The 18,491-nt window shown below is 66.7% G+C and carries 20 protein-coding genes; 11 read left to right on the plus strand and 9 right to left on the minus strand.

Annotation, left to right across the window (positions count from 1 at the left end):
- Positions 1-33: 33 nt before the first annotated feature.
- Complete coding sequence (locus DNK89_RS01095; RefSeq protein WP_110958558.1) at positions 34-1,722, minus strand: SulP family inorganic anion transporter; 1,689 nt, start codon at positions 1,720-1,722, stop codon at positions 34-36.
- Between the two features lie 178 nt (positions 1,723-1,900).
- Between DNK89_RS01095 and DNK89_RS01100 the strand changes: the two genes are divergently transcribed.
- The 4 genes from DNK89_RS01100 (at position 1,901) to DNK89_RS01115 (ending at position 4,909) form a co-directional block, all read left to right on the plus strand.
- Positions 1,901-2,392 carry a BON domain-containing protein gene (locus DNK89_RS01100; RefSeq protein ID WP_015013945.1) on the plus strand — a complete coding sequence of 164 codons (492 nt, stop codon included), beginning with the start codon at positions 1,901-1,903 and terminating at the stop codon, positions 2,390-2,392.
- Positions 2,393-2,482: 90 nt separating this feature from the next.
- A complete protein-coding gene (locus DNK89_RS01105) occupies positions 2,483-3,718 on the plus strand; it encodes a PLP-dependent transferase (protein WP_110958559.1) in 1,236 nt (411 codons plus the stop codon).
- A gap of 95 nt (positions 3,719-3,813) precedes the next feature.
- Positions 3,814-4,683, plus strand: coding sequence for a DUF2189 domain-containing protein (locus DNK89_RS01110; RefSeq protein ID WP_238990651.1), 870 nt, complete (start codon positions 3,814-3,816; stop codon positions 4,681-4,683).
- 46 nt (positions 4,684-4,729) lie between these two features.
- Entirely contained in the window at positions 4,730-4,909 is a 180-nt protein-coding gene (locus DNK89_RS01115; RefSeq protein ID WP_110958560.1) for a hypothetical protein, read from the plus strand.
- Positions 4,910-4,929: 20 nt separating this feature from the next.
- On the opposite strand, the gene DNK89_RS01120 is transcribed toward DNK89_RS01115, so the two are convergent.
- Positions 4,930-5,532, minus strand: coding sequence for an arylesterase (locus DNK89_RS01120; protein ID WP_238990652.1), 603 nt, complete (start codon positions 5,530-5,532; stop codon positions 4,930-4,932).
- 93 nt (positions 5,533-5,625) lie between these two features.
- On the opposite strand from DNK89_RS01120, the gene DNK89_RS01125 reads away from it, so the two are divergent.
- The 4 genes from DNK89_RS01125 (at position 5,626) to DNK89_RS01140 (ending at position 9,297) form a co-directional block, all read left to right on the plus strand.
- Entirely contained in the window at positions 5,626-6,327 is a 702-nt protein-coding gene (locus tag DNK89_RS01125) for an ABC transporter ATP-binding protein (RefSeq protein ID WP_110958562.1), read from the plus strand.
- A 118-nt stretch (positions 6,328-6,445) separates the two neighbouring features.
- Positions 6,446-7,192, plus strand: coding sequence for a 23S rRNA (guanosine(2251)-2'-O)-methyltransferase RlmB (gene rlmB / locus DNK89_RS01130; protein WP_110958563.1), 747 nt, complete (start codon positions 6,446-6,448; stop codon positions 7,190-7,192).
- Between the two features lie 34 nt (positions 7,193-7,226).
- Positions 7,227-7,952: an NAD-dependent deacylase gene (locus tag DNK89_RS01135; protein WP_110958564.1), complete on the plus strand. Its 726-nt coding sequence runs from the start codon at positions 7,227-7,229 to the stop codon at positions 7,950-7,952.
- Positions 7,953-8,130: 178 nt separating this feature from the next.
- Positions 8,131-9,297 carry an ABC transporter substrate-binding protein gene (locus DNK89_RS01140; protein WP_110958565.1) on the plus strand — a complete coding sequence of 389 codons (1,167 nt, stop codon included), beginning with the start codon at positions 8,131-8,133 and terminating at the stop codon, positions 9,295-9,297.
- 96 nt (positions 9,298-9,393) lie between these two features.
- Here the strand turns inward: DNK89_RS01140 and DNK89_RS01145 are convergent, their stop codons facing one another.
- The 3 genes from DNK89_RS01145 to DNK89_RS01155 form a co-directional block, all read right to left on the minus strand.
- Complete coding sequence (locus DNK89_RS01145) at positions 9,394-10,350, minus strand: aldo/keto reductase (RefSeq protein WP_110958566.1); 957 nt, start codon at positions 10,348-10,350, stop codon at positions 9,394-9,396.
- Between the two features lie 77 nt (positions 10,351-10,427).
- Positions 10,428-11,042: a chromate transporter gene (locus DNK89_RS01150; RefSeq protein ID WP_110958567.1), complete on the minus strand. Its 615-nt coding sequence runs from the start codon at positions 11,040-11,042 to the stop codon at positions 10,428-10,430.
- Entirely contained in the window at positions 11,039-11,635 is a 597-nt protein-coding gene (locus DNK89_RS01155) for a chromate transporter (protein ID WP_110958568.1), read from the minus strand. The genes DNK89_RS01150 and DNK89_RS01155 overlap by 4 nt, the downstream gene beginning before the upstream one ends.
- Positions 11,636-11,884: 249 nt before the next feature.
- On the opposite strand from DNK89_RS01155, the gene DNK89_RS01160 reads away from it, so the two are divergent.
- Positions 11,885-12,730: a fumarylacetoacetate hydrolase family protein gene (locus tag DNK89_RS01160; RefSeq protein ID WP_110958569.1), complete on the plus strand. Its 846-nt coding sequence runs from the start codon at positions 11,885-11,887 to the stop codon at positions 12,728-12,730.
- A gap of 118 nt (positions 12,731-12,848) precedes the next feature.
- Here the strand turns inward: DNK89_RS01160 and DNK89_RS01165 are convergent, their stop codons facing one another.
- On the minus strand, positions 12,849-13,133 hold the full coding sequence (locus tag DNK89_RS01165) for a DUF6150 family protein (protein ID WP_110958570.1): 285 nt from the start codon (positions 13,131-13,133) through the stop codon (positions 12,849-12,851).
- A gap of 240 nt (positions 13,134-13,373) precedes the next feature.
- Between DNK89_RS01165 and DNK89_RS01170 the strand changes: the two genes are divergently transcribed.
- On the plus strand, positions 13,374-14,081 hold the full coding sequence (locus tag DNK89_RS01170; RefSeq protein ID WP_060987521.1) for a VIT family protein: 708 nt from the start codon (positions 13,374-13,376) through the stop codon (positions 14,079-14,081).
- Between the two features lie 145 nt (positions 14,082-14,226).
- Here DNK89_RS01170 and DNK89_RS01175 read toward each other — a convergent pair whose 3' ends face one another.
- The 3 genes from DNK89_RS01175 to DNK89_RS01185 all read right to left on the minus strand — a co-directional run bounded on the left by DNK89_RS01175 (position 14,227) and on the right by DNK89_RS01185 (position 16,992).
- On the minus strand, positions 14,227-15,621 hold the full coding sequence (locus DNK89_RS01175; RefSeq protein ID WP_110958571.1) for a type II toxin-antitoxin system HipA family toxin: 1,395 nt from the start codon (positions 15,619-15,621) through the stop codon (positions 14,227-14,229).
- 39 nt (positions 15,622-15,660) lie between these two features.
- A complete protein-coding gene (locus DNK89_RS01180) occupies positions 15,661-15,963 on the minus strand; it encodes a helix-turn-helix transcriptional regulator (RefSeq protein ID WP_110958572.1) in 303 nt (100 codons plus the stop codon).
- A gap of 69 nt (positions 15,964-16,032) precedes the next feature.
- The gene (locus DNK89_RS01185) at positions 16,033-16,992 is read right to left on the minus strand and encodes a LysR substrate-binding domain-containing protein (RefSeq protein ID WP_110958573.1); all 960 of its coding nucleotides are present in this window, start codon (positions 16,990-16,992) and stop codon (positions 16,033-16,035) included.
- 93 nt (positions 16,993-17,085) lie between these two features.
- On the opposite strand from DNK89_RS01185, the gene DNK89_RS01190 reads away from it, so the two are divergent.
- Positions 17,086-18,450: a D-serine ammonia-lyase gene (locus DNK89_RS01190; protein ID WP_110958574.1), complete on the plus strand. Its 1,365-nt coding sequence runs from the start codon at positions 17,086-17,088 to the stop codon at positions 18,448-18,450.
- The last annotated feature ends 41 nt before the right edge of the window (positions 18,451-18,491 follow it).

Here is an 18,491-nt window from a genome sequence, read left to right on the forward strand (position 1 = left end):
GGCACAGCGGTCGCAGCGTAGGTAAAACCCGGCTCACGCCCGCTCCACGGGCGCGGGAAGCTGCTGCAGTGCCACCAGCGCCTCGGCGTCGGTCCGGTACATGGCCAGCCCGGGACGCAGGTCCAGCAGGCCGGCCTGGCGCAGCACCTGCTCCACCGGCAGCTTCAGGCCACTCAGATGCAAGGTGCCGCCCCGCAGTTCCATCTGCGCCAGCAGTTGGGCAAAGGTTTCGACGCCTGTCACATCGATGCGGTTGATGGGCTGGGCCAGCAGGCACAGGTGCACCACGTCGGGGTGGGCGGCCAGGTGCTCGGTCACGCGCCGCTCCAGCGCGCTGGCGGAGGCAAAGTCCAGCTCCGCGTCCATGCGCAACGCCAGCAACCGGGGGGCGAGGGGTGGCAGCTGCCACAGGTGCCGGTCGCGCAGGCTGCCGTCTGGGTGCAGGCCCACCTCGATGATGCGCGGGTGCAGGCGCTGGTACAGGAAGTGGCTCAGGTTCATCAACAAACCCACCAGCACGCCCCAGTACATGCGCGGCGCGGTGGCCAGGGTCAGGGCAAAGGTTACGCCACCGATCACGGCTTCCACGCGCGATACCCGCCACAGCCGCAGCAGGGTGCCCGGCTTGATGAGGCTGGTGACGGCCGTGACCACGACCGCCGCCAGCACCGACTGCGGGACGTGGTACAGCGCGGGCGTCAGCCACAGTAGAACGACCAGCACCAGGCTGATTGCAAACAGCGTGGCCCAGCCCGTCTTGGCGCCGGCGTAGAGGTTGATGGCCGAGCGCGAGAAGGATGCGCTGGTGGCAAAACTGCCGCACAGGCCGCTGCTGATCTTGGCCAGGCCCTGGCCGATGAGGTCCTGGTTTTCGTTCCACTGCTCCTTGGAGCGCTGGCTTTCCACCTTGGCGCTGGACGCGGTCTCCAAAAAGCTCACCAGCGTCACGACCAGCACGGGCATGACCAGTGCGCTGAAGCTGGACCAGTGCAGGGCGCCCGGCCAGTAGGGGGCGGGCAAGCCCGAGGGCAAGGCGCCCACTACGGCACCCCCTGCGTCTGCGTAGCCCAGGGCCCAGCTCAAGGCGCCTGCCGCGCCCACTACCACAATCGCGGCCGGAAACTGCGGCAGCCAGCGGCGCGCCAGCATCAGCAAGCCCAGGCTGCCCAGGCCAAAGCCCGCGGCCGTCAGGTCAAACAGGCCGGGTGAAGGCGTGGAGAGCAGTGCGCCCCAGTCGGCTGCGCGCAACCCGGTCAGCGCCGCCAGTTGCGACCCCAGGATCAGCAGTGCTGCCGCCTGCGTAAAACCATTGAGCACGGGCGAGGTCACGAGGTTGAGCAACCAGCCAAAGCGCGCGATACCCATCACCATTTGCAGCAGCCCCGACAGCAGGGCCATCCACGCGGCCAGGGCCACCCACTGCGCACTACCGGGTTCGGCCAGGCCGGTGAGTGAGGCACCGATCAGCAGGCTGGTCAGCGCGGTAGGGCCCACCCCCAGTCGGGTGGAGGAGCTGAACAGCACTGCGACCAGCGCCGGAATCAGGGATGCGTAAATGCCGGTGACCAGGGGCATGCCCGCCAGCGCTGCGTAGGCCACGCCCTGGGGTACCAACATCAACCCTACCGTCATGCCTGCCCAGAACTCGCCTTTGAGCAGTTGCCGATCCGGGCGGGGCCATTTCAAAAAAGGAAGCCAGCGTGCGAGCGAATGCAGGGTCATGCCCTCGATTGTCGCGCGCCCGGGACCTCGGCGCCCCGGCTCTTCCCAATAGGCAAGGTCAGCGGTGGTGGCGGACCGCAGGCTCCTTCGTCCTACAGGCACTTCGGCCCTGTCCGACCCGCAGGCCTCGACCGGTTGCCTACAGTCTGCCCATGTCTTAACCGCAAGGAGTCAAAGCATGAATTCCCAAAACCTGATGGATCGTCCCGCCCACCGCATCGCCAGCATCTTGGCCGTCAGCGCCCTGGCCTTGGGTCTCGCCGCATGTGGCAAAACCGAAGAGCCCACCGTTGGCCAGCGTCTGGACTCTGCGGTCGAAAAGACCGAGCAGGCCGCTGCCGACGCCCGAGTGAAGGCCGAGAGCGCCATGCAGAGCGCAGAAACCAAGATGGAGCAGGGCGCCGCCAATGCAGAAGCTACCGCCAAGGACGCCGCCAACACCGCCAAGGGCGCGATTGACGACGCCACCATCACCGCCCAGGTGAATGCGGGCTTGGCCAAGGACCCCGATCTGAGCGCGCTCAAGATCAACGTCGACACCGTGAACGGCAAGGTCACCCTGAACGGCCCCGCGCCCTCTACCGTAGCCCGTGACCGCGCGGAAACCATCGCGAAAAGCGTGACGGGCGTGACCTCGGTCAACAACCAGCTGGTCGTCACCGCCAGCTAATGTCGGACCACAGGGCGGGCGGCGTATGCCGCACAGCCCTGATTACCGCACCCACGCGCCGCCCGGTTCACCACCGGCCGGCGCGCTACCATGGCTGGCATGAAAGACCACGACCTTGATCTTGCCACCCACCTCGTCCACCACGACTACCAGCCTCCGGACGGCTTTGTAGCCCCCCAGCCCGGAGTGTTCAAGGCCTCCACGGTCATCTTCCCCAACGTCGCGGCCATGCGCTCGCGGGAGTGGAAGGACAAGAGCGGCTACACCTACGGCCTGCACGGTACGCCCACCACCTTCATCCTCGAAGAACGCCTGTGCGCGCTGGAAGGTGGCCTGCAGTGTGTGCTGGTGCCCAGCGGCCTCGCCGCCATCGCCAACGTGGGGATGGCCTTGCTCAAGTCCGGCGACGAGGTGCTGATTCCCGACAACGCCTACGGTCCCGGCAAGGACTTTGCCAACGGCGAGCTGGCCCGTTTCGGCATCACCCATGCGTTTTACGACCCGCTGGACCCTGCCGACCTGGCTGCGCGCATCACGTCCGCCACCCGGCTGGTGTGGCTGGAGGCTCCCGGCTCGGTGAGCATGGAGTTCCCCGACCTGTGCGAGCAGGTGCGCATCTGCCGCGCACGCGGCGTGACGACTGCGCTGGACAACACCTGGGGTGCGGGCCTGGCGTTTGCGCCGTTTGACCTGACGGGCGACGGCAGCCTGGGGGTGGACATTTCTGCCCATGCGCTGACCAAGTACCCCAGCGGAGGGGGCGATGTGCTGATGGGCAGTGTGATCACACGCGAGCAGGGCCTGCACATGAAGATCAAGCTCACGCACATGCGGCTGGGCCTGGGCGTGGGCGCCAACGACGCTGAGGCGATCTTGCGTGCGTTGCCCAGTATCGGCCTGCGCTACCGCGCCCACGACGAAGCCGCGCGCCAGCTGGCGCATTGGTTGCAAGAGCAGCCAGCCATCGCGCAGGTGCTGCACCCTGCGCTGGAGGGCGCCCCCGGCCATGCCCACTGGAAGGCGCTGTGCGGCGCTGTCGAGGGCGGCCAGGGCGCGGCGGCCGGCCTGTTCAGCGTGATGATTGATACGCGCTACACCCAGCAGCAAGTGGATTTGTTCTGCGACAGCCTGCGCCTGTTCAAGCTGGGCTACAGCTGGGGTGGCCCCATGAGCCTGGTGGTGCCCTACACCATCGCCAGCATGCGCAGCCGCCCGTCGCCCCACCTGAAGCCGGGCACGCTGGTGCGTTTTTCCATCGGGCTGGAGGCGGTGGAGGACCTGCGGCGTGATCTGCAGCAGGCGATGGAGCGGGCCTTCGCCGCCTGAGCTGCTGTTTGGCCCCTTGCCCAGGGTGCAGATGTGGGTCGGGCTACGGGCTTTCCTCAGTGGCGCAGCCGAACGCGCGGGCTTAGTGTGGCGGCATGAACGCGACATCTTCCAAGCCCGGGCCGGACACCGTTGGTACTCCAGACACCTCCGAGGCCCGGCAGGCCGAGGCCATCGCCGACCGCGTAAAGGCCCAGACGGCGCAACCTGTGCAGCTGCAGCCGTTGCATCTGGCCGACCCTTTTCGGTGGCTGATGCGGGGGCTGGACGACGTACGAGCAGCGCCTGGCATTGCGGTGTTTTACGGCGTGTGCTTTTGGGCCATGGCCGTGGTGCTGGGCTGGGTGTTCCGCACGCGACCGGAGTACACCATGTCCATGGCCAGCGGTTGCCTGCTGCTGGGGCCGTTTCTGGCCATGGGGCTGTATGACACCAGCCGTCGGCGTGAGGCCGGCCTCCAGCCGCAGCTGAGCGAATCCCTGACGTGCTGGGACAGCCACATGGGCAGCATGGGCATGCTGGTGCTGGTGCTCGTGGTGCTGGAACTGCTCTGGGGGCGTGCGTCGCTGGTGGTGTTTGCGGTGTTCTTCAACACCGGCATGCCGTCCACCACGGGCGTGCTGCAGGCTGTGTTCAACCCGCAGAACTGGAGCTTTGTGGCGGTGTACACGGTGGTGGGCGGCGTGTTTGCGGCACTGGTGTTTTCCACCTCGGTGGTGTCCATCCCCATGATTCTGGACCGCGATACCGACGCGCTGACTGCGGGCATCACCAGCATGCGTGTGGTGGTCGAAAACCCCGGCGTGATGCTGCTGTGGGGGGCATTGATCACCCTCATCGTGGCTGTCTCGCTGTGGTTCTGGGGCGTGGGCCTGCTGCTGGCGGGGCCTGTGCTGGGTTTTGCCAGCTGGCACGCCTACCGGGCTGCCGTCATCCCGCTGCAGCGCACTGCGGCGATGGGCTAAGAGCCCAGCCTGTTACAGTGGGTCTCAACTTCAGGAAGCAACTACCTTGGCAACACCCAACTACGGATACGAAAAGCGCCAGCGCGAACTCGCCAAAAAGCAGAAAAAAGAAGACAAGCTGAGGGCCAAAGCGCAGCGCAAGCCAAACGATCCGCAGGGGGATGACCTGCCCGCTGACGAGCAGCCAGAGGGCGACGCGGGCCACCCCGAACAGCCTGCGGGTTGAATGACCCGCCTGCGTGGCGGCTAGCGCAGCAGTTTTTTCAACTCTGGCCACACATTGGCCAGCATTTGCGGATGCGCCTCGGCGCGAGGGTGGATGCGGTCGGACTGGAACAGGCGCGTGGGGTCTGGCCCATCTGCCACCCCTTTCAGGAAAAACGGCACCACCGCCGCCTTGTGGGCCTGCGCCACGCTGGTGAACAGGCCCGCAAACTTGTTGGCGTAGTCGGTGCCGTAGTTGGGCGGCACCTGCATGCCCACCAGCAGCACCTTGGCCCCGGCCTTTTGCGCCGTCTGGGTCATCCAGGTCAGGTTCTCCTCGGTGTTCTTCAGCGGCAGCCCGCGCAGGGCGTCGTTGCCGCCTAGCTCGATCACCACATGGCTGGGCTTGTGCTGGGCCAGCAACGCCGCCAGGCGCGAGCGGCCGCCCGAGGTGGTCTCACCACTCACGCTGGCATTGACTACAGTGGCTGTGAGCTTGTCTTGTGCCAACTGCTTTTCCAGCAGCGCCACCCAGCCGGTGCCCCGCGCCAGGCCGTATTCGGCACTGAGTGAGTCCCCCAGCACCAGGATCACGGGCGTGCGCCCCGCAGCCCCCGGCTTGGTGGGGGCTTGCGCAAAGGCCATGGGGGCACAAAGCCCCACCACCAGGCCGATAGATGCGCTCAGGATAAAGTGGCGCCGTTGCTGCAGATTGCGAATCAAAGTAAAGAGCCTTTCATGTCCGAATCCTCCCCACTGCCCCAAACACCGCCAGCCACCCCCATCATTGCCGTGGAGCATGTGTTCAAGTCGGTGACGGATTCCACCGGAACCCTCGACATTCTGCGGGATATCGATTTCCGCCTGGCGGCCAGGGAAACGGCGGCCATCGTTGGTGCCTCGGGCTCGGGCAAGAGCACGCTGCTGTCCATCATCGCGGGGCTCGATACGCCCACCCGCGGCACGGTCCGCCTCGACGGCCATGACCTGTTCGCCATCGACGAAGATGCGCGGGCCGCGCTGCGAGCCCAGAAGGTAGGCTTTGTGTTCCAGAGCTTCCAGCTCATGGGCAACCTGACGGCGCTGGAGAACGTGATGCTGCCGCTGGAGCTGGCCGAGCGCCGCGATGCGCGCAAGGCCGCCACCGAGATGCTGGCGCGCGTGGGGTTGGGCCAGCGCTTGTCGCACTACCCCAAAGTGCTGTCGGGCGGCGAGCAGCAGCGGGTGGCCCTGGCTCGGGCGTTTGTGGTGCAACCGGCCGTGCTGCTGGCTGACGAACCCACAGGCAGCCTGGACTTTGCGACGGGCGAAACCATCATGAAGCTCATGTTCGAGCTCAACCGCGAGCTGGGCACGACCCTGGTGCTGGTGACCCACGACCGCGCGATTGCCGCCCAGTGCGAGCGGCGCATCACCATCGACGCAGGGCGTGTTGTGTAAGGGGTTAGCGGGATTATTCGAGCTTTTTAGGCCGCAGGCGCTAGTGAAGCATACGCTAACAGCTATGAAATTGATAGTGTCCTAATGGATAGTGTCGCGCCCAGCGGATAATCCCCCCATGTCCAGCCCCAAAGTTCTCTTCGGCTTTCACGCCGTGGGCGTGCGTCTGAAGACCGCGCCGCAATCCATCATCGAGATTTACTACGAAGCCACGCGCCGCGATGCGCGCATGCGCCAGTTTCTCGACCGCGCCCGCGAGGCCGGTGCCCGCCTCATCGAAGCCGACAGCGTGCGCATCGCCAAGCTGGCAGGCAGCCATGGCCACCAGGGCGTGGCCGCGCGGGTAGAGCCCGTGAAGGAGGCCACCTCGCTGGATGAACTGCTGGAAGATTTGGAAGCCGTCGGCGTCGAGCAGCCCCTGCTGCTGGTGCTGGACGGCGTGACCGACCCGCACAACCTGGGCGCCTGCCTGCGTGTGGCCGATGGCGCAGGGGTCCATGCCGTCATCGCCCCCAAGGACCATGCCGTGGGCATCAACGCCACCGTGGCCAAGGTGGCCAGCGGCGCGGCCGAGACCATGCCGTACTTTATGGTCACCAACCTGGCGCGCACCCTGAATGAACTCAAGGAGCGCAACATCTGGTGCATCGGCACCAGCGACGATGCGCCCAAGACCATTTACCAGGTGGATTTGAAAGGCCCTGTGGCCCTGGTGCTGGGCGCCGAGGGCGATGGCATGCGCCAGCTCACGCGCAAGACCTGCGACGAGCTGGTCAGCATCCCCATGAAGGGCGCGGTGGAAAGCCTGAACGTGTCGGTGGCCAGCGGCGTGTGCCTGTACGAGGCGCTGCGCCAGCGGACCTGATCCCTGGCCTGCTGCACGCATCAACGAGGGTTCCATGCTGGACACCGTGAAAGCCTGGGTCCGGCAAAGCCAGCGCATCGCCGTGCTGACGGGCGCCGGGGTCAGTGCCGAGTCGGGCGTGCCTACCTTCCGCGATGCGCAGACGGGGTACTGGGCACAGTTCCGCCCCGAAGACATGGCGACGGAGGCAGGCTTTCGCGCCCATCCCCAGCGCGTGTGGGACTGGTACCAGTATCGGCGCGACCTGCTGGCCGGGGTATCGCCCAACGCCGGGCACCGGGCGCTGGCGGACTTTCAGAGCCGCCACCCCGACCGCATCACCCTGATCACCCAGAACGTGGACGGCCTGCACCACCGCGCGGGCAGCACCGGCGTGCTGTGCCTGCACGGCGACATCTTTCAGGACCGCTGGCTCAACACCCCGCGCAACTGCTGCTTCGTCGACCACGCAGTGGCCGGCCACCCGCCGTACTGCGACCGCTGCGGCAACCTGCTGCGCCCGGGCGTGGTGTGGTTTGGCGAGCCTTTGCCGCTGGCGACCTTGGAGGACGCCGAGCAGGCGGCCAAGCAGTGCGACCTGATGCTGGTGGTGGGTACGGCCGGTGCGGTGTACCCCGCCGCAGGCCTGGCCCACCAGGCACGGGCCGCCGGTGCCAGGGTGGTGGTGCTCAACCCAGCGCCCAGTGCGCTGGATGAGGTGGCCCACCAGGTGCTGACGGGCACGGCGGCCACGCTGCTACCCCAGTTGCTGGACGACTGACCGTACGCGGGGCAGAACGTCTTGGTGGGGAGCGCCGCCTCTGGTGTTTCTCAGGGCTCGTGTCTCGGTAGAAACCCTGATTTGATGTGCTGCCGCCACCCTTTGTCGCCCATTGGACAGGTGGAGGGGCGCGGAGCCCGGTAGCCTCCGCCCCTTTGTTTTACCCGCCTTGCACACCATGAGCCGTCGCCAATTTCTTTTGCGTGCCACCCAGGCCGTCGCCGCCACTGGCCTGCCCGCATGGGCCCACACCGCGATGGCGGCCGAAGAGGCGCTGACCGCGCGCTCCGTCACCCTGGGCTGCTCCATCGCGCTGACGGGCCCGCTGGGGCAGGCGGGCATCGAGCAGGTGGCGGGCATGAAGGCCGCGTTTGCCGAGGTGAATGCCGCCGGTGGCGTGCTGGGCCGCGAGATCCGCATGGAGGTCAAGGACGACGGCTACGTGGCTGCACGCACCCTCAAGAACGTGACCGAGATGGTGGAGGCGCAGTCGGTGTTCGCACTGATCTCGCCGCTGGGCACGGCCAACACCGCGTCCATCCTGCCGCTCATCGAGTCCAAGGGCATCCCCACCGTGGGCCCGGTGACCGGCGCTACATCGCTGCGTGCAGCGGCCAACAAGCACGTGTTCTTCCTGCGCCCCAGCTACCGCGAAGAAACCCAGCGCCTGGTCAAGCAGATCGTGGAGATGGGCCTCAAGCGCATTGCGGTGGTGTACCTGGACAACCCGTTTGGCAAAGAGGTGCTCAAGGACATGTCCACCGCGCTGGACGAGATCAAGGTCGAGCGCGGCGGCGAGTTTGCGCTGGCCGTGGACGGCAAGAACGGTGCCGAGCTGGCCGACAAGGTGGCGGCCGAGCGCCCCGGCGCCGTGCTGCTGGCCACCACGGGCACGGCCAACACCGCGTTTGTGCAGGCCTTCCGTGCCAAGGCGCAAGGCGTGCCGCTGGCGGGCCTTTCCGTCACCGTGATCTCGTCGGAGCTGCCCAAGCTGGCGGCCTCCACGCGCGGCCTGGCGCTGGTGCAGGTGTTCCCCGATGCCAATTCGCAAAAGTCGGTGGCGGTGCGCAAGTTCCAGGCCACGATGAAGGCCACGGGTGGGGACCCGGCGTTCCTGAACAGCAACAGCGCGCTGGAGGGCTGGCTCAACGCGCAAATCATGATCGAAGGCCTGAAGAACGCGGGCAAGGAGCCCACACGCGAGCGCCTGCGCGCCGGGCTGACCGCCATCCGCTCGCTGTCGTTTGGCGACTTCAACGTGGGCTTTGGCAACAAGGCGCCCTACATCGGCTCGGACGCCATCTACCTGGCGATCTACGCGGAGAACGGTCGCCGGATCAGCTGATGGGTTGATGGGCTGAGGGGCGTCATTCCGTTCACCCCGCAACCCGTCAAGCCATGCGCCAAGGGCCCGCGCACGCGCGGGCCCTTTTGTTTGGATTCAGCCTTGGGCGCTGGCAGCGTCCAGCTGGGCCAGCGCATCACTGTCCAGTTGCAGCTGGGTGGCCTTGACCAGCTCGTGCAGCTGGGCTACTGACGTGGCGCTGGCAATGGGCGCGGTGATGCCCGGTTGCATCATCTGCCAGGCGACGGCCACCTGGCCGGGCGTGGCGTTGTAGCGTTGTGCCACGGCGTCCAGCGCCGCCAGAATGCGCAGCCCCCGGTCGTTGAGGTACTTGGCCGTGGTGTTGGCGCCGCGTGCGCTCTTGGCGGCGTCGGCCGCGGTGCGGTACTTGCCGGTGAGAAACCCGGCGGCCAGCGCATAAAAGTTGATCACGCCGACCTGCTGCTGTACGCACAGCGGCTGCAGCGCGTCTTCAAACACGGCGCGGTCGTACAGGTTGAACAGCGGCTGCAGGCTTTCGTAGCGCGGTAGGCCCAGGCGTTCGCTGGTCTGCAGGGCCTCCTGCAAGCGCGCGGCGCTGTAGTTGGAGGCGCCAATGGCACGCACCTTGCCGGCCCGGATCAGATCGGCATACGCGCCCAGCGTGTCGGCCAGCGGCACGGTGGTGTCGTCGTCGTGTGACTGGTACAGGTCGATGTGGTCGGTCTGCAGGCGCTGCAGCGATGCCTCTACCGCCTGGCGGATGTAGGCAGGGCGCAGGCCCACCTTGCCGTCCCCCATGTCCTTGCCCACCTTGGTGGCCAGTACGACGTGGTGGCGCTTGCCGCTGCGCTTGAGCCAGCGGCCGATCACCGATTCGGATTCACCCCCTGTGTGCCCTGGCGCCCAGCGCGAGTACACATCGGCGGTGTCGATGAAGTTGAAGCCTGCGTCCACCCAGGCGTCGAGCAGTGCGAAGGAGGTGGCTTCGTCGGCCGTCCAGCCAAACACATTGCCGCCAAAACACAAGGGCGAGACCTGCAGGCCCGAGCGGCCGAGGGAACGGAGTTGCATGGATGTACCTTTCAAAAAAGAGAAAGAAATCGCGCCAGTTGCCGGGGTTGCGCAGCGCACCCCGGCCACCCAAGGCCTCAGACCAGCCCCAGCGCACCCAGCAGTGCACCGGCGCCCAGCATCCACAGCAGGTGCAGCTTGGTGCGCCAGACCAGCACCGTGGCTGTGGCGGTCAGCAGCCACAGGGGCCAGTCGGTGGTCCATTCGCCATGGGCGCGCGCCAGCACCCAGGACGTAGCCACCAGCAGGCCGATCACGACCGGGGCCATGCCCTGCTTGAAGGCGCGCACGCCGCGTCGCTCGCGGTTGCGGTGGCCCCAGCGTGTGGCCGTCCAGGTCAGCAGGCTGCTGGGCAGCATCACGCCCAGCATGCACACCGCCATGCCCAGGGCGCCCAGCAGCCAGCCCATCACGCCCGGGCCGCCGGCGTTGATGCCGACGTTCCAGCCCAGCAGGGCAATGAACAGCACGTTCGGGCCCGGGGCCGCCTGGGCGATGGCGATGGAGGCGTTGAACTGCGGGTCGGTCAGCCACGCCTGGCGTTCGACCAGGAACCGGTGCATGTCGGGCGCGGTGGCAATGGCGCCGCCCACGGCCAGCAGCGACAGCGAGAGGTAGTACAGGAACAGGTTGAACCAGTCGCCGATGCTCAGGGCCATCAGCGGCGCGGTGAGGGGCGCGGCGGTGCTCATGGCGCGAGCTTTCTCCAAGTCAGCAGGCAGGCAGCCCCGCCGATCACCGGCAGGATCCAGAACAGCGGCCAGCGCAGCCAGGCCATGGCGATGATGGTCAGCGCCGTGATGGCCAGGCACAGGGGGCGGCCCAGCGGGTGGTTGCGGATGGAGACAAACAGCTTGATGCCCACCCCCGCAATCAGGCCCGCCGCCACAGCCCCCATGCCACGCAACGCGCCGGCCACGGCCGGTTGGGCTGAGAACTGTGCGTACACCACCGCCAGTGCCAGCACCAGCATGAGCGGAAAGGTCAGCATGCCCGCCAGCGCCGCAAAAGCGCCCCGCAGGCCAAAGTAGCGGTCACCGATCATGATGCTGAGGTTGACCACATTGGGCCCCGGCATGATCTGCGCCACGGCCCAGTCTTCGACGAACTCCTCGTTTGTCATCCAGCGTTTTTTCTCCACCAGCTCGCGCTGCACGACCGCCAGAACACCGCCAAAACCCTGCAGCGCCAGCCAGGTGAAAGACCAGAACAGGTCGGTCGGGTTGCGGGGCTGGGGGCGCGCGGGCGTTTCGGGGGAAGGATGCGAGGCGGTGGCGGGTGCCATGGGTGCAAGATGGAGTGAAAGGTGGCTGATGCGCCGGTAATTCATGCCTCGATAGCTATCATTGTGATAGCTGCTGGGTGAAGCGGCGGCCCCCGTGATGTTACGCGCGCGCCGGGCTGTGTGCTGGCAGCGGGGCGTCGCCATCGGGCAAGTCTGGGGCGGCCAATGGTGCACACGCGCAAGGCGGCGTGCCGCTATGCTGGTGGGTGGTCTAAGAGACACATTCATCCCAAGAGACAAGGACACCCCATGAAACTCATCCGCTACGGCCAGCTTGGTGCAGAATGCCCCGGCCTGGTAGACGCCCAGGGCACGCTGCGCGACCTGTCCATGCTGTTGCCCGATATCGGCCCCGCACAGCTCAACCCCCGCACCTTGTCCGCGCTGGCCGCCATCGACGCCAGCCGCCTGCCTGCGGTGTATGGCTCGCCCCGCCTGGGCAGCCCGGTGGGCGGTGTGGGCAAGATCGTGTGTGTGGGCCTCAACTATGCCGACCACGCCAAAGAAGCGGGCATGCAGCCGCCCGCCGAGCCGGTGCTGTTCATGAAAGCCGTGACCGCTTTGAGCGGCCCCAACGACGATGTGCGTATTCCCCCCGGCGCCACCAAGACCGACTGGGAGGTGGAGCTGGGCATCGTCATCGGCACCCGCGCCCGCCATGTGGCCGAGGCCGATGCCTTGAGCCATGTCGCCGGTTATGTACTGGCCAACGATGTGTCCGAACGCGCCTGGCAGATCGAGCGCGGCGGCCAGTGGGACAAGGGCAAGAGCTACGACACCTTTGCGCCCATTGGCCCCTGGCTGGTGACGGCCGACGAGGTGGCCGACCCCCACGCCATCGACCTGTGGCTGGAAGTGAACGGCCAGCGTGTGCAAAACGGCAGCACGCGCAATTTCATTTTTGGTGTGCCCACCGTGGTGTCGTACATCAGCCAGTTCCTGACCCTGGAGCCGGGCGACCTTATCCTGACTGGCACCCCTGCTGGCGTGGGCCTGGGGCAAAAGCCCGCACCGTGGTTCCTCAAGCCCGGCGATGTGGTGCGCTTGGGCGCCACGGGGCTGGGCGAGCAACTGCAAAAGTACATCGGTGGTTGAGGTCTCCCACAACGGCTCCTGACTTGGCGGAGGAAGTTGGCGGGGGCTGTACACCCGTGCAACCATGCATCCGCATGGCCGGAGGGCTTGGTGGCCGCTTCAGGCGTGTTCGGCGTCGTCAGGCCAATTTGCCCTTGAGCGTATGCCCCAGCGTGCGCCAGCCGGCTTGCTCTGCATGCGCCACCTTGAAGATCCTGAGATCGGCCTGGCTCTCGCGTTTGACCTTGAAAATCTTGAAGCTGGCCTGGTTCTCGTAGTTCACAAAGAACCACAGCGCATCGCCTGTGGCCTGTGTGGCGTAGCCCACCTCGTGCCAGCACAGGTCGGCCTGGCTCTCATAGGCCACTTCGCACACGCGTGCATCGGCCTGGTTCTCGTACTTCACTTCCAGAATCTTGGCCATGGGCGTCCTTTTCGGGGTGTGGGCGGATGATCTTGAAACTGACGGTGTTCAACACGGAGCTTTCAACGCCAGGAACCTGCGTGGCGCTGCCTTGCGAGGTTATCCAAAACTGTGGAGATCGGACAGCCTGCGGTGCAAGAGGATGTAAACAAACTTCAACCAGCAGCGGCGTCCTGGGTGGCTTGGCGTGCCGGGCAGCGGTAAGGTAGGGGCCTGTACACCTCCACCGCGAAAGCCGCTATGCCCCACACCCCGCGCCGTGCCCACACCGAAGGCCACCGTTCTGACCGCATTGGCTGGCTCCGCGCGGCCGTGCTGGGGGCCAACGACGGCATTGTCTCCACCGCCAGCCTGGTGGTGGGCGTGGCTGCTGCGCAGTCCAGCCAGTCCACCATCGTGATGACGGCAGTGGCCGGGCTGGTGGCGGGTGCCATGTCGATGGCGGCGGGCGAATATGTGTCGGTGCACTCGCAGGCCGACACCGAAAAGGCGGACCTGGACCGAGAGCGGGCCGAGCTGGCTGCTGACCCGGCGGCCGAGGCGCGCGAACTGACCGCCATCTACGTCGCCCGAGGCCTGACGCCTGAACTGGCTCAGCAGGTGTCGGTGCAACTCATGGCGCACGATGCGCTGGGCGCCCATGCGCGGGACGAGCTGCAGGTGTCCACGGCACTCGCTGCCCGTCCGGTGCAGGCGGCCCTGACTTCGGCGGCCAGCTTCGCGGTAGGGGCCGCACTGCCACTGGCTGTTGCCGTGGTGTCGCCCGCCAGCAGCCTGCTGTATGCGGTGGCAGGTTCTGCGCTGGTATTTTTGGCATTGCTCGGGGCCTTGGCTGCACACACAGGCGGCGCGGGGATGGTTGTGGGTGCCTGGCGTGTGACCTTTTGGGGTGCACTGGCCATGGCGATCACGGCGGGGGTGGGCGCGTGGTTTGGGGCGCCGGTGTAAGGGCGCCGGAAGAGGCCACCAATGATCCAAAGCCTCAGCGCAAGCACCTTCCGCACTGGGCACGAGTATTTGAACCAGATATTGGAGCCAAATCGGTGTGTAGCGCTAGTGAAATATGCGCTGACAGCTATAAAATTGTGAGCAATCAGCCCCCGCCTGCCGTACCCGGACGGGTGCCCTGGCTGATGCGGACGGCACCGGACAGCCGCTGCTGCACGGTGGTGCGCACTGCAGGTGGCGCATCGTGCAGCAGCAAGGGCCAGTCGGCCTGGGCCTGTTTCACCACATCGCGCAGCAGCGCCAGGTGCCGGGGCACCCGCAGCAGCCCGGCCGATTTCATCAGGCCTTCCATGTCGTCCCAGGTCAGTGCCCGCAGGGTTTTGTCGATGGCGCGGTTCACCGCGTATTGCTGGTCGGGCACGCCTTCAAAAAACGCGGCCACGCACACGGGGTCGTACACCGGGGCCAGTTGGGGCACGCGGCCGTCGGGGTAGACCAGGGCCCAGTTCTTCAGGTGCGCGTCGGTGTTGCCCATCAGGATGAACGCGACCATGCGCGTCAGAAACTCACGCGTGTCCTGCACGGGTTGGCGGCTCAGGCGGTTGAGCACGCGCAGCATGGTGGCCCAGTCGTGCAGCACACCCTTGCCGTGCAATTTTCCGCCTGATTTGCCGTATTTTTGGCGCGGCGTGTAGCCCAGCACCTGGTTGAACTCCTCCATGTGCACGCGGGCGCCGCCGGGCAGGTGGTCAAACCGCTGTACGGCCAATATTTCGTTGAAGGGCACGGCGTCAGGCAGGTCGGCCTCGGCACGGGTGATGACTTGCACATCGGCGCAATGCAGGCCCAGCGCCTTGCACAGCTGGTAGCCCGTGTACTCGTTGGCCACCAAGTCGGGGTGGGCGGTGGTGGGCAGCTTCAGGATGACGCTGCCCGCCGCGCCTCGGCGGTGCACGGTGTAGCGGCGGCCGTCCGGCACCGCGCTGAACTTGGTCACCACGCCCGGCAGCGAGGCCGCGTCTTCCACCGGGAACTCCACAAACCCCGGTTCCAGCACATCCAGCCCCTGGGTGGTGTGCCAGTAGCGCACCACGTCCGGGATGCCGTCTTGCGCGGGCACGGGTTCCACCTCCAGCGCGCCCATCAGGTCGTGGCCTGCTGCAGCCAGCAGCTCGAACTCGTCGTCGGGGCTGCAGCCCCGCTCGCGCGCCAGCCGCTCGCGGTTGTGGCCCTCGGGCAGCAGATTCTGAAAGTACACCGGCCAGCGCCCATCGGTGCGCACCAGCCGCGCATCGCGCGCCGACGCCAGGATCTGCTGCGTGGCCGCCTCGTCCGCGCCCTGGTAGCTGAGCGACAGGGTGGGGCGCTGCGGGTTGCGGATGTAGCTTTCGTCAAACGACACCCGCAGGATGTCGCCGTACTGCGAGAGGTAACCAATCGCTTCACGACGGCTTGCTGTCGTACCCGACTCGCTCGCGCTGCCGTCCGCCTGCGGGGGGCGGTGCAGGTACAGGCGCAGGTAGCGGATGGAGGTGCTCATGGGGCTTGGGTCAGGCAGTACGCTCGGGCGTCGCCAGGCTCAGCGGCGCAGGCTGTCCACGACCGAGGGGGGCGCATCCACCCCCTCGGGCTGGCCCAGAAACTTGCCGCCGGACTGAATGAATGCTTCCAGGCTGGGCCGCAGGCCGCTGGGCACGGCAATGATGTCCATGCCCAGCACCCGCGCCATTTCGGCCAGGGTGGAATAGCGGGGGTCCAGGTCGCCGCCTTCGGTGCGCTGCACCGTCATGCGGGAGAGGCCTGCGCGCTCGGCCAGCTGGGCCTGGGTCATCTGGTGGGCTTTGCGGGCGGCGGCGAGGGTGGGGATGAGATCGGTTAACATGATGCTATTTATACTCTTTTTATAATTAAAGAGTAGAAAAATGCACAAATTATTTGCGCCATGCTCGGTTTAGGGCCAAGCCAATGGAGGCAATACCTCGCTGCGCTCTGCGCAAAACCGCTGCGCTTCCTGTACCAGCCACTCCCGCACCAGCTCCATCGCCGGGCTCGGGTGGGTGGTGGTCACAAACGAATAGGCCGCGCGCGATGGCACGCTGCGCCCCAGCAGCGGCACCAGTCGCCCGGCCTTCACGTCCTGCAGCACCAGCGCGGCGCGGCCCATGGCAATGCCCTGGCCGGCCAATGCGGCGCCCAGGGCCAGTTGCGACAGGTTGAACTGCTGGCCGCCCGCCCAGGGCGGGGGCGGGGCGCCCCTTTGCGCAAACCAGTGCTGCCACTCCTCATAGGTGTCTGCGCCGTCCCAGGCGCTGCCGTCGTGCAGCAGCCAGTCGCCGTGCAGATCCTCGGGCGTAGTGATGGGCGAGTGCCGGGCCAGGAACTCGGGGCTGGCCACGGGGATGAGCCATTCGTCGAGGAACACGGTGGCGTTCAGGTCGCGGTAGCCGCCCAAGTCAAAGCGCACGGCGGCCTCCACGCCGTCGCGCACCATGCGGGTGCGGTCCAGCGTGTGGAACTCGCCAAACACGCGCAGCCCGGTGTGCGGGTGCTGGCGGAAGAAGTCGCCCAGCCGGGGCGTGAGCCAGCTCATGGCGAAGGAGGGCGAGCAGCTCAGCGTGGCCGTGGCGGCTTCTGCCGGTTGGCGCATCTGGGCCAGGGTGCTTTCGATGGCATCAAAACTCTCGCGCAGCACCACGGCCAGCCATTTGCCCTCGGGCGTAGGCACCAGCGCGCGCGGGGTGCGCAAGAAGAGGGGGCGGCGCAGCCAGTCTTCGAGCTGCTTGACCTGCTGGCTCACCGCCCCCTGGGTGATACACAGCTCGGCCGCCGCCTTGGTGAAGCTGCCGTGGCGGGCCGCTGCATCAAAACTGCGCAGCCAGGCGAGCAGGGAGGGGGAGAGGCGAATATCCATTATTAATACTAATGTTTCGCTCAATATAAATGGTTTGTGATGGTGGCGTGACAGGCGAAGAATGGGGGCAACACTCTTCGAGACACAGATGCCATGACGACTGCCCAGACCCAACCTGCCGTGGATGCCTTGCTGGCTGCCCGCTTACGCAATGCCCAGCCTGCTTTGTGGACCAACGCAGCCCGGGAGGCGCAGCCTGCCGCAGCGATGTCCGCATTGGGCAGGACTATTAGTCTGGATGATACGAAGGCAGCGGCGGCGCGTTTGGCGCGTTTTGCCGGGCTGCTGGCCCAGGTGTTCCCCGAGCTGGCCGCAACAGGTGGCGTGGTGGAGTCGCCCCTGCTGCCCGCTACGGCGCTGCAGCTCGCATTGGGCATGGCCGAGGGGCAAGGCCGACTGTTCATCAAGGCCGACCACAGCCTGCCCGTCGCCGGCTCCATCAAGGCCCGGGGTGGCATGCACGAGGTGCTGGAGTTTGCCGAGGGGCTGGCGCTGCAGCATGGGCTGGTGCAGCCCGGCGGTGACTACCGCGCGCTGGCGACGCCGCAGGCGCGCGAGGTGCTGGGTCGCTACCAGGTGGCGGTGGGCTCCACGGGCAACCTCGGCATGAGCATCGGTGTGGTGGCGTCGGCCCTGGGTTTCCAGGCCACGGTGCACATGTCGGCCGATGCCAAGGAGTGGAAGAAAGACCGTCTGCGAACGCGTGGTGTGTTGGTGGTGGAACACGCGGGCGACTACGAGCGTGCCGTGGCCGCAGGCCGCGCCGAGGCGGCCAGCAATCCGATGTGCCACTTTGTGGACGACGAGCAATCGTTCTCGCTGCTGCTGGGCTACAGCGCGGCGGCGCTGCATCTACAAAAGCAACTGGCAGAGCAAGGTGTGGCGGTGGATGCCGAGCACCCGCTCATCGTCTACCTGCCGTGTGGTGTGGGCGGCGCGCCCGCAGGCATCACCTTTGGCCTGCGGCAGGTGCTGGGGCCGCATGTGTACTGCTTCTTTGCGGAGCCGGTGCAGTCGCCGTGCTTCATGGTGCAAATGATGGCCGATGCAACGCAAGGTGTGGGGCAGCACCCCTCGGTCTATGACTGGGGCCTGACCAACCGCACCGAGGCCGACGGCCTGGCCGTGCCGCGTGCATCGCTGCTGGCGGCAGAGCTCATGCGGCCGCTGCTGTCGGGCGTGTTCACCGTGGCCGACGACACCCTGTTTGCGCACCTGGTGCGGGTGCTGGACGCCTTGGGCGAGCGCATCGAGCCCTCGGCTGCCGCAGGCTTCAGCGGCCCGGCGATGTTGACGGGTACCACGGCAGGGCAGGCCTGGCTGCGCAGCACGGGCATTGAGGCCGTGTTGCACCAGGCCACCCACCTGGTGTGGACCACGGGCGGCCTGCTGGTGCCCGATGCGCAGTACCAGGGCTTTGTGCAGCGCGGGCGGGCCGTGCTGGCTGCGCAGGCCTGATGGCCCACCACCTTCTTTCCTCTTTTTTCTTTTCACTTTTT

The sequence above is a fragment of the Acidovorax sp. ST3 genome (assembly GCF_003231145.1).
GTDB lineage: Bacteria > Pseudomonadota > Gammaproteobacteria > Burkholderiales > Burkholderiaceae_C > Acidovorax.

Coding starts and splice junctions, on each gene's coding strand:
- DNK89_RS01150 (WP_110958567.1), bottom strand. CDS start 11,042: ATGAGCACCGCCGCGCCCCTCACCGCGCCGCTGATGGCCCTGAGCATC.
- DNK89_RS01175 (WP_110958571.1), bottom strand. CDS start 15,621: ATGAGCACCTCCATCCGCTACCTGCGCCTGTACCTGCACCGCCCCCCG.
- DNK89_RS01185 (WP_110958573.1), bottom strand. CDS start 16,992: ATGGATATTCGCCTCTCCCCCTCCCTGCTCGCCTGGCTGCGCAGTTTT.
- rlmB (WP_110958563.1), top strand. CDS start 6,446: ATGTCCAGCCCCAAAGTTCTCTTCGGCTTTCACGCCGTGGGCGTGCGT.
- DNK89_RS01140 (WP_110958565.1), top strand. CDS start 8,131: ATGAGCCGTCGCCAATTTCTTTTGCGTGCCACCCAGGCCGTCGCCGCC.
- DNK89_RS01145 (WP_110958566.1), bottom strand. CDS start 10,350: ATGCAACTCCGTTCCCTCGGCCGCTCGGGCCTGCAGGTCTCGCCCTTG.
- DNK89_RS01165 (WP_110958570.1), bottom strand. CDS start 13,133: ATGGCCAAGATTCTGGAAGTGAAGTACGAGAACCAGGCCGATGCACGC.
- DNK89_RS01180 (WP_110958572.1), bottom strand. CDS start 15,963: ATGTTAACCGATCTCATCCCCACCCTCGCCGCCGCCCGCAAAGCCCAC.
- DNK89_RS01120 (WP_238990652.1), bottom strand. CDS start 5,532: ATGGCCTTTGCGCAAGCCCCCACCAAGCCGGGGGCTGCGGGGCGCACG.
- DNK89_RS01105 (WP_110958559.1), top strand. CDS start 2,483: ATGGCTGGCATGAAAGACCACGACCTTGATCTTGCCACCCACCTCGTC.
- DNK89_RS01095 (WP_110958558.1), bottom strand. CDS start 1,722: ATGACCCTGCATTCGCTCGCACGCTGGCTTCCTTTTTTGAAATGGCCC.
- DNK89_RS01160 (WP_110958569.1), top strand. CDS start 11,885: ATGAAACTCATCCGCTACGGCCAGCTTGGTGCAGAATGCCCCGGCCTG.
- DNK89_RS01170 (WP_060987521.1), top strand. CDS start 13,374: ATGCCCCACACCCCGCGCCGTGCCCACACCGAAGGCCACCGTTCTGAC.
- DNK89_RS01100 (WP_015013945.1), top strand. CDS start 1,901: ATGAATTCCCAAAACCTGATGGATCGTCCCGCCCACCGCATCGCCAGC.
- DNK89_RS01110 (WP_238990651.1), top strand. CDS start 3,814: ATGAACGCGACATCTTCCAAGCCCGGGCCGGACACCGTTGGTACTCCA.
- DNK89_RS01135 (WP_110958564.1), top strand. CDS start 7,227: ATGCTGGACACCGTGAAAGCCTGGGTCCGGCAAAGCCAGCGCATCGCC.
- DNK89_RS01190 (WP_110958574.1), top strand. CDS start 17,086: ATGACGACTGCCCAGACCCAACCTGCCGTGGATGCCTTGCTGGCTGCC.
- DNK89_RS01125 (WP_110958562.1), top strand. CDS start 5,626: ATGTCCGAATCCTCCCCACTGCCCCAAACACCGCCAGCCACCCCCATC.
- DNK89_RS01155 (WP_110958568.1), bottom strand. CDS start 11,635: ATGGCACCCGCCACCGCCTCGCATCCTTCCCCCGAAACGCCCGCGCGC.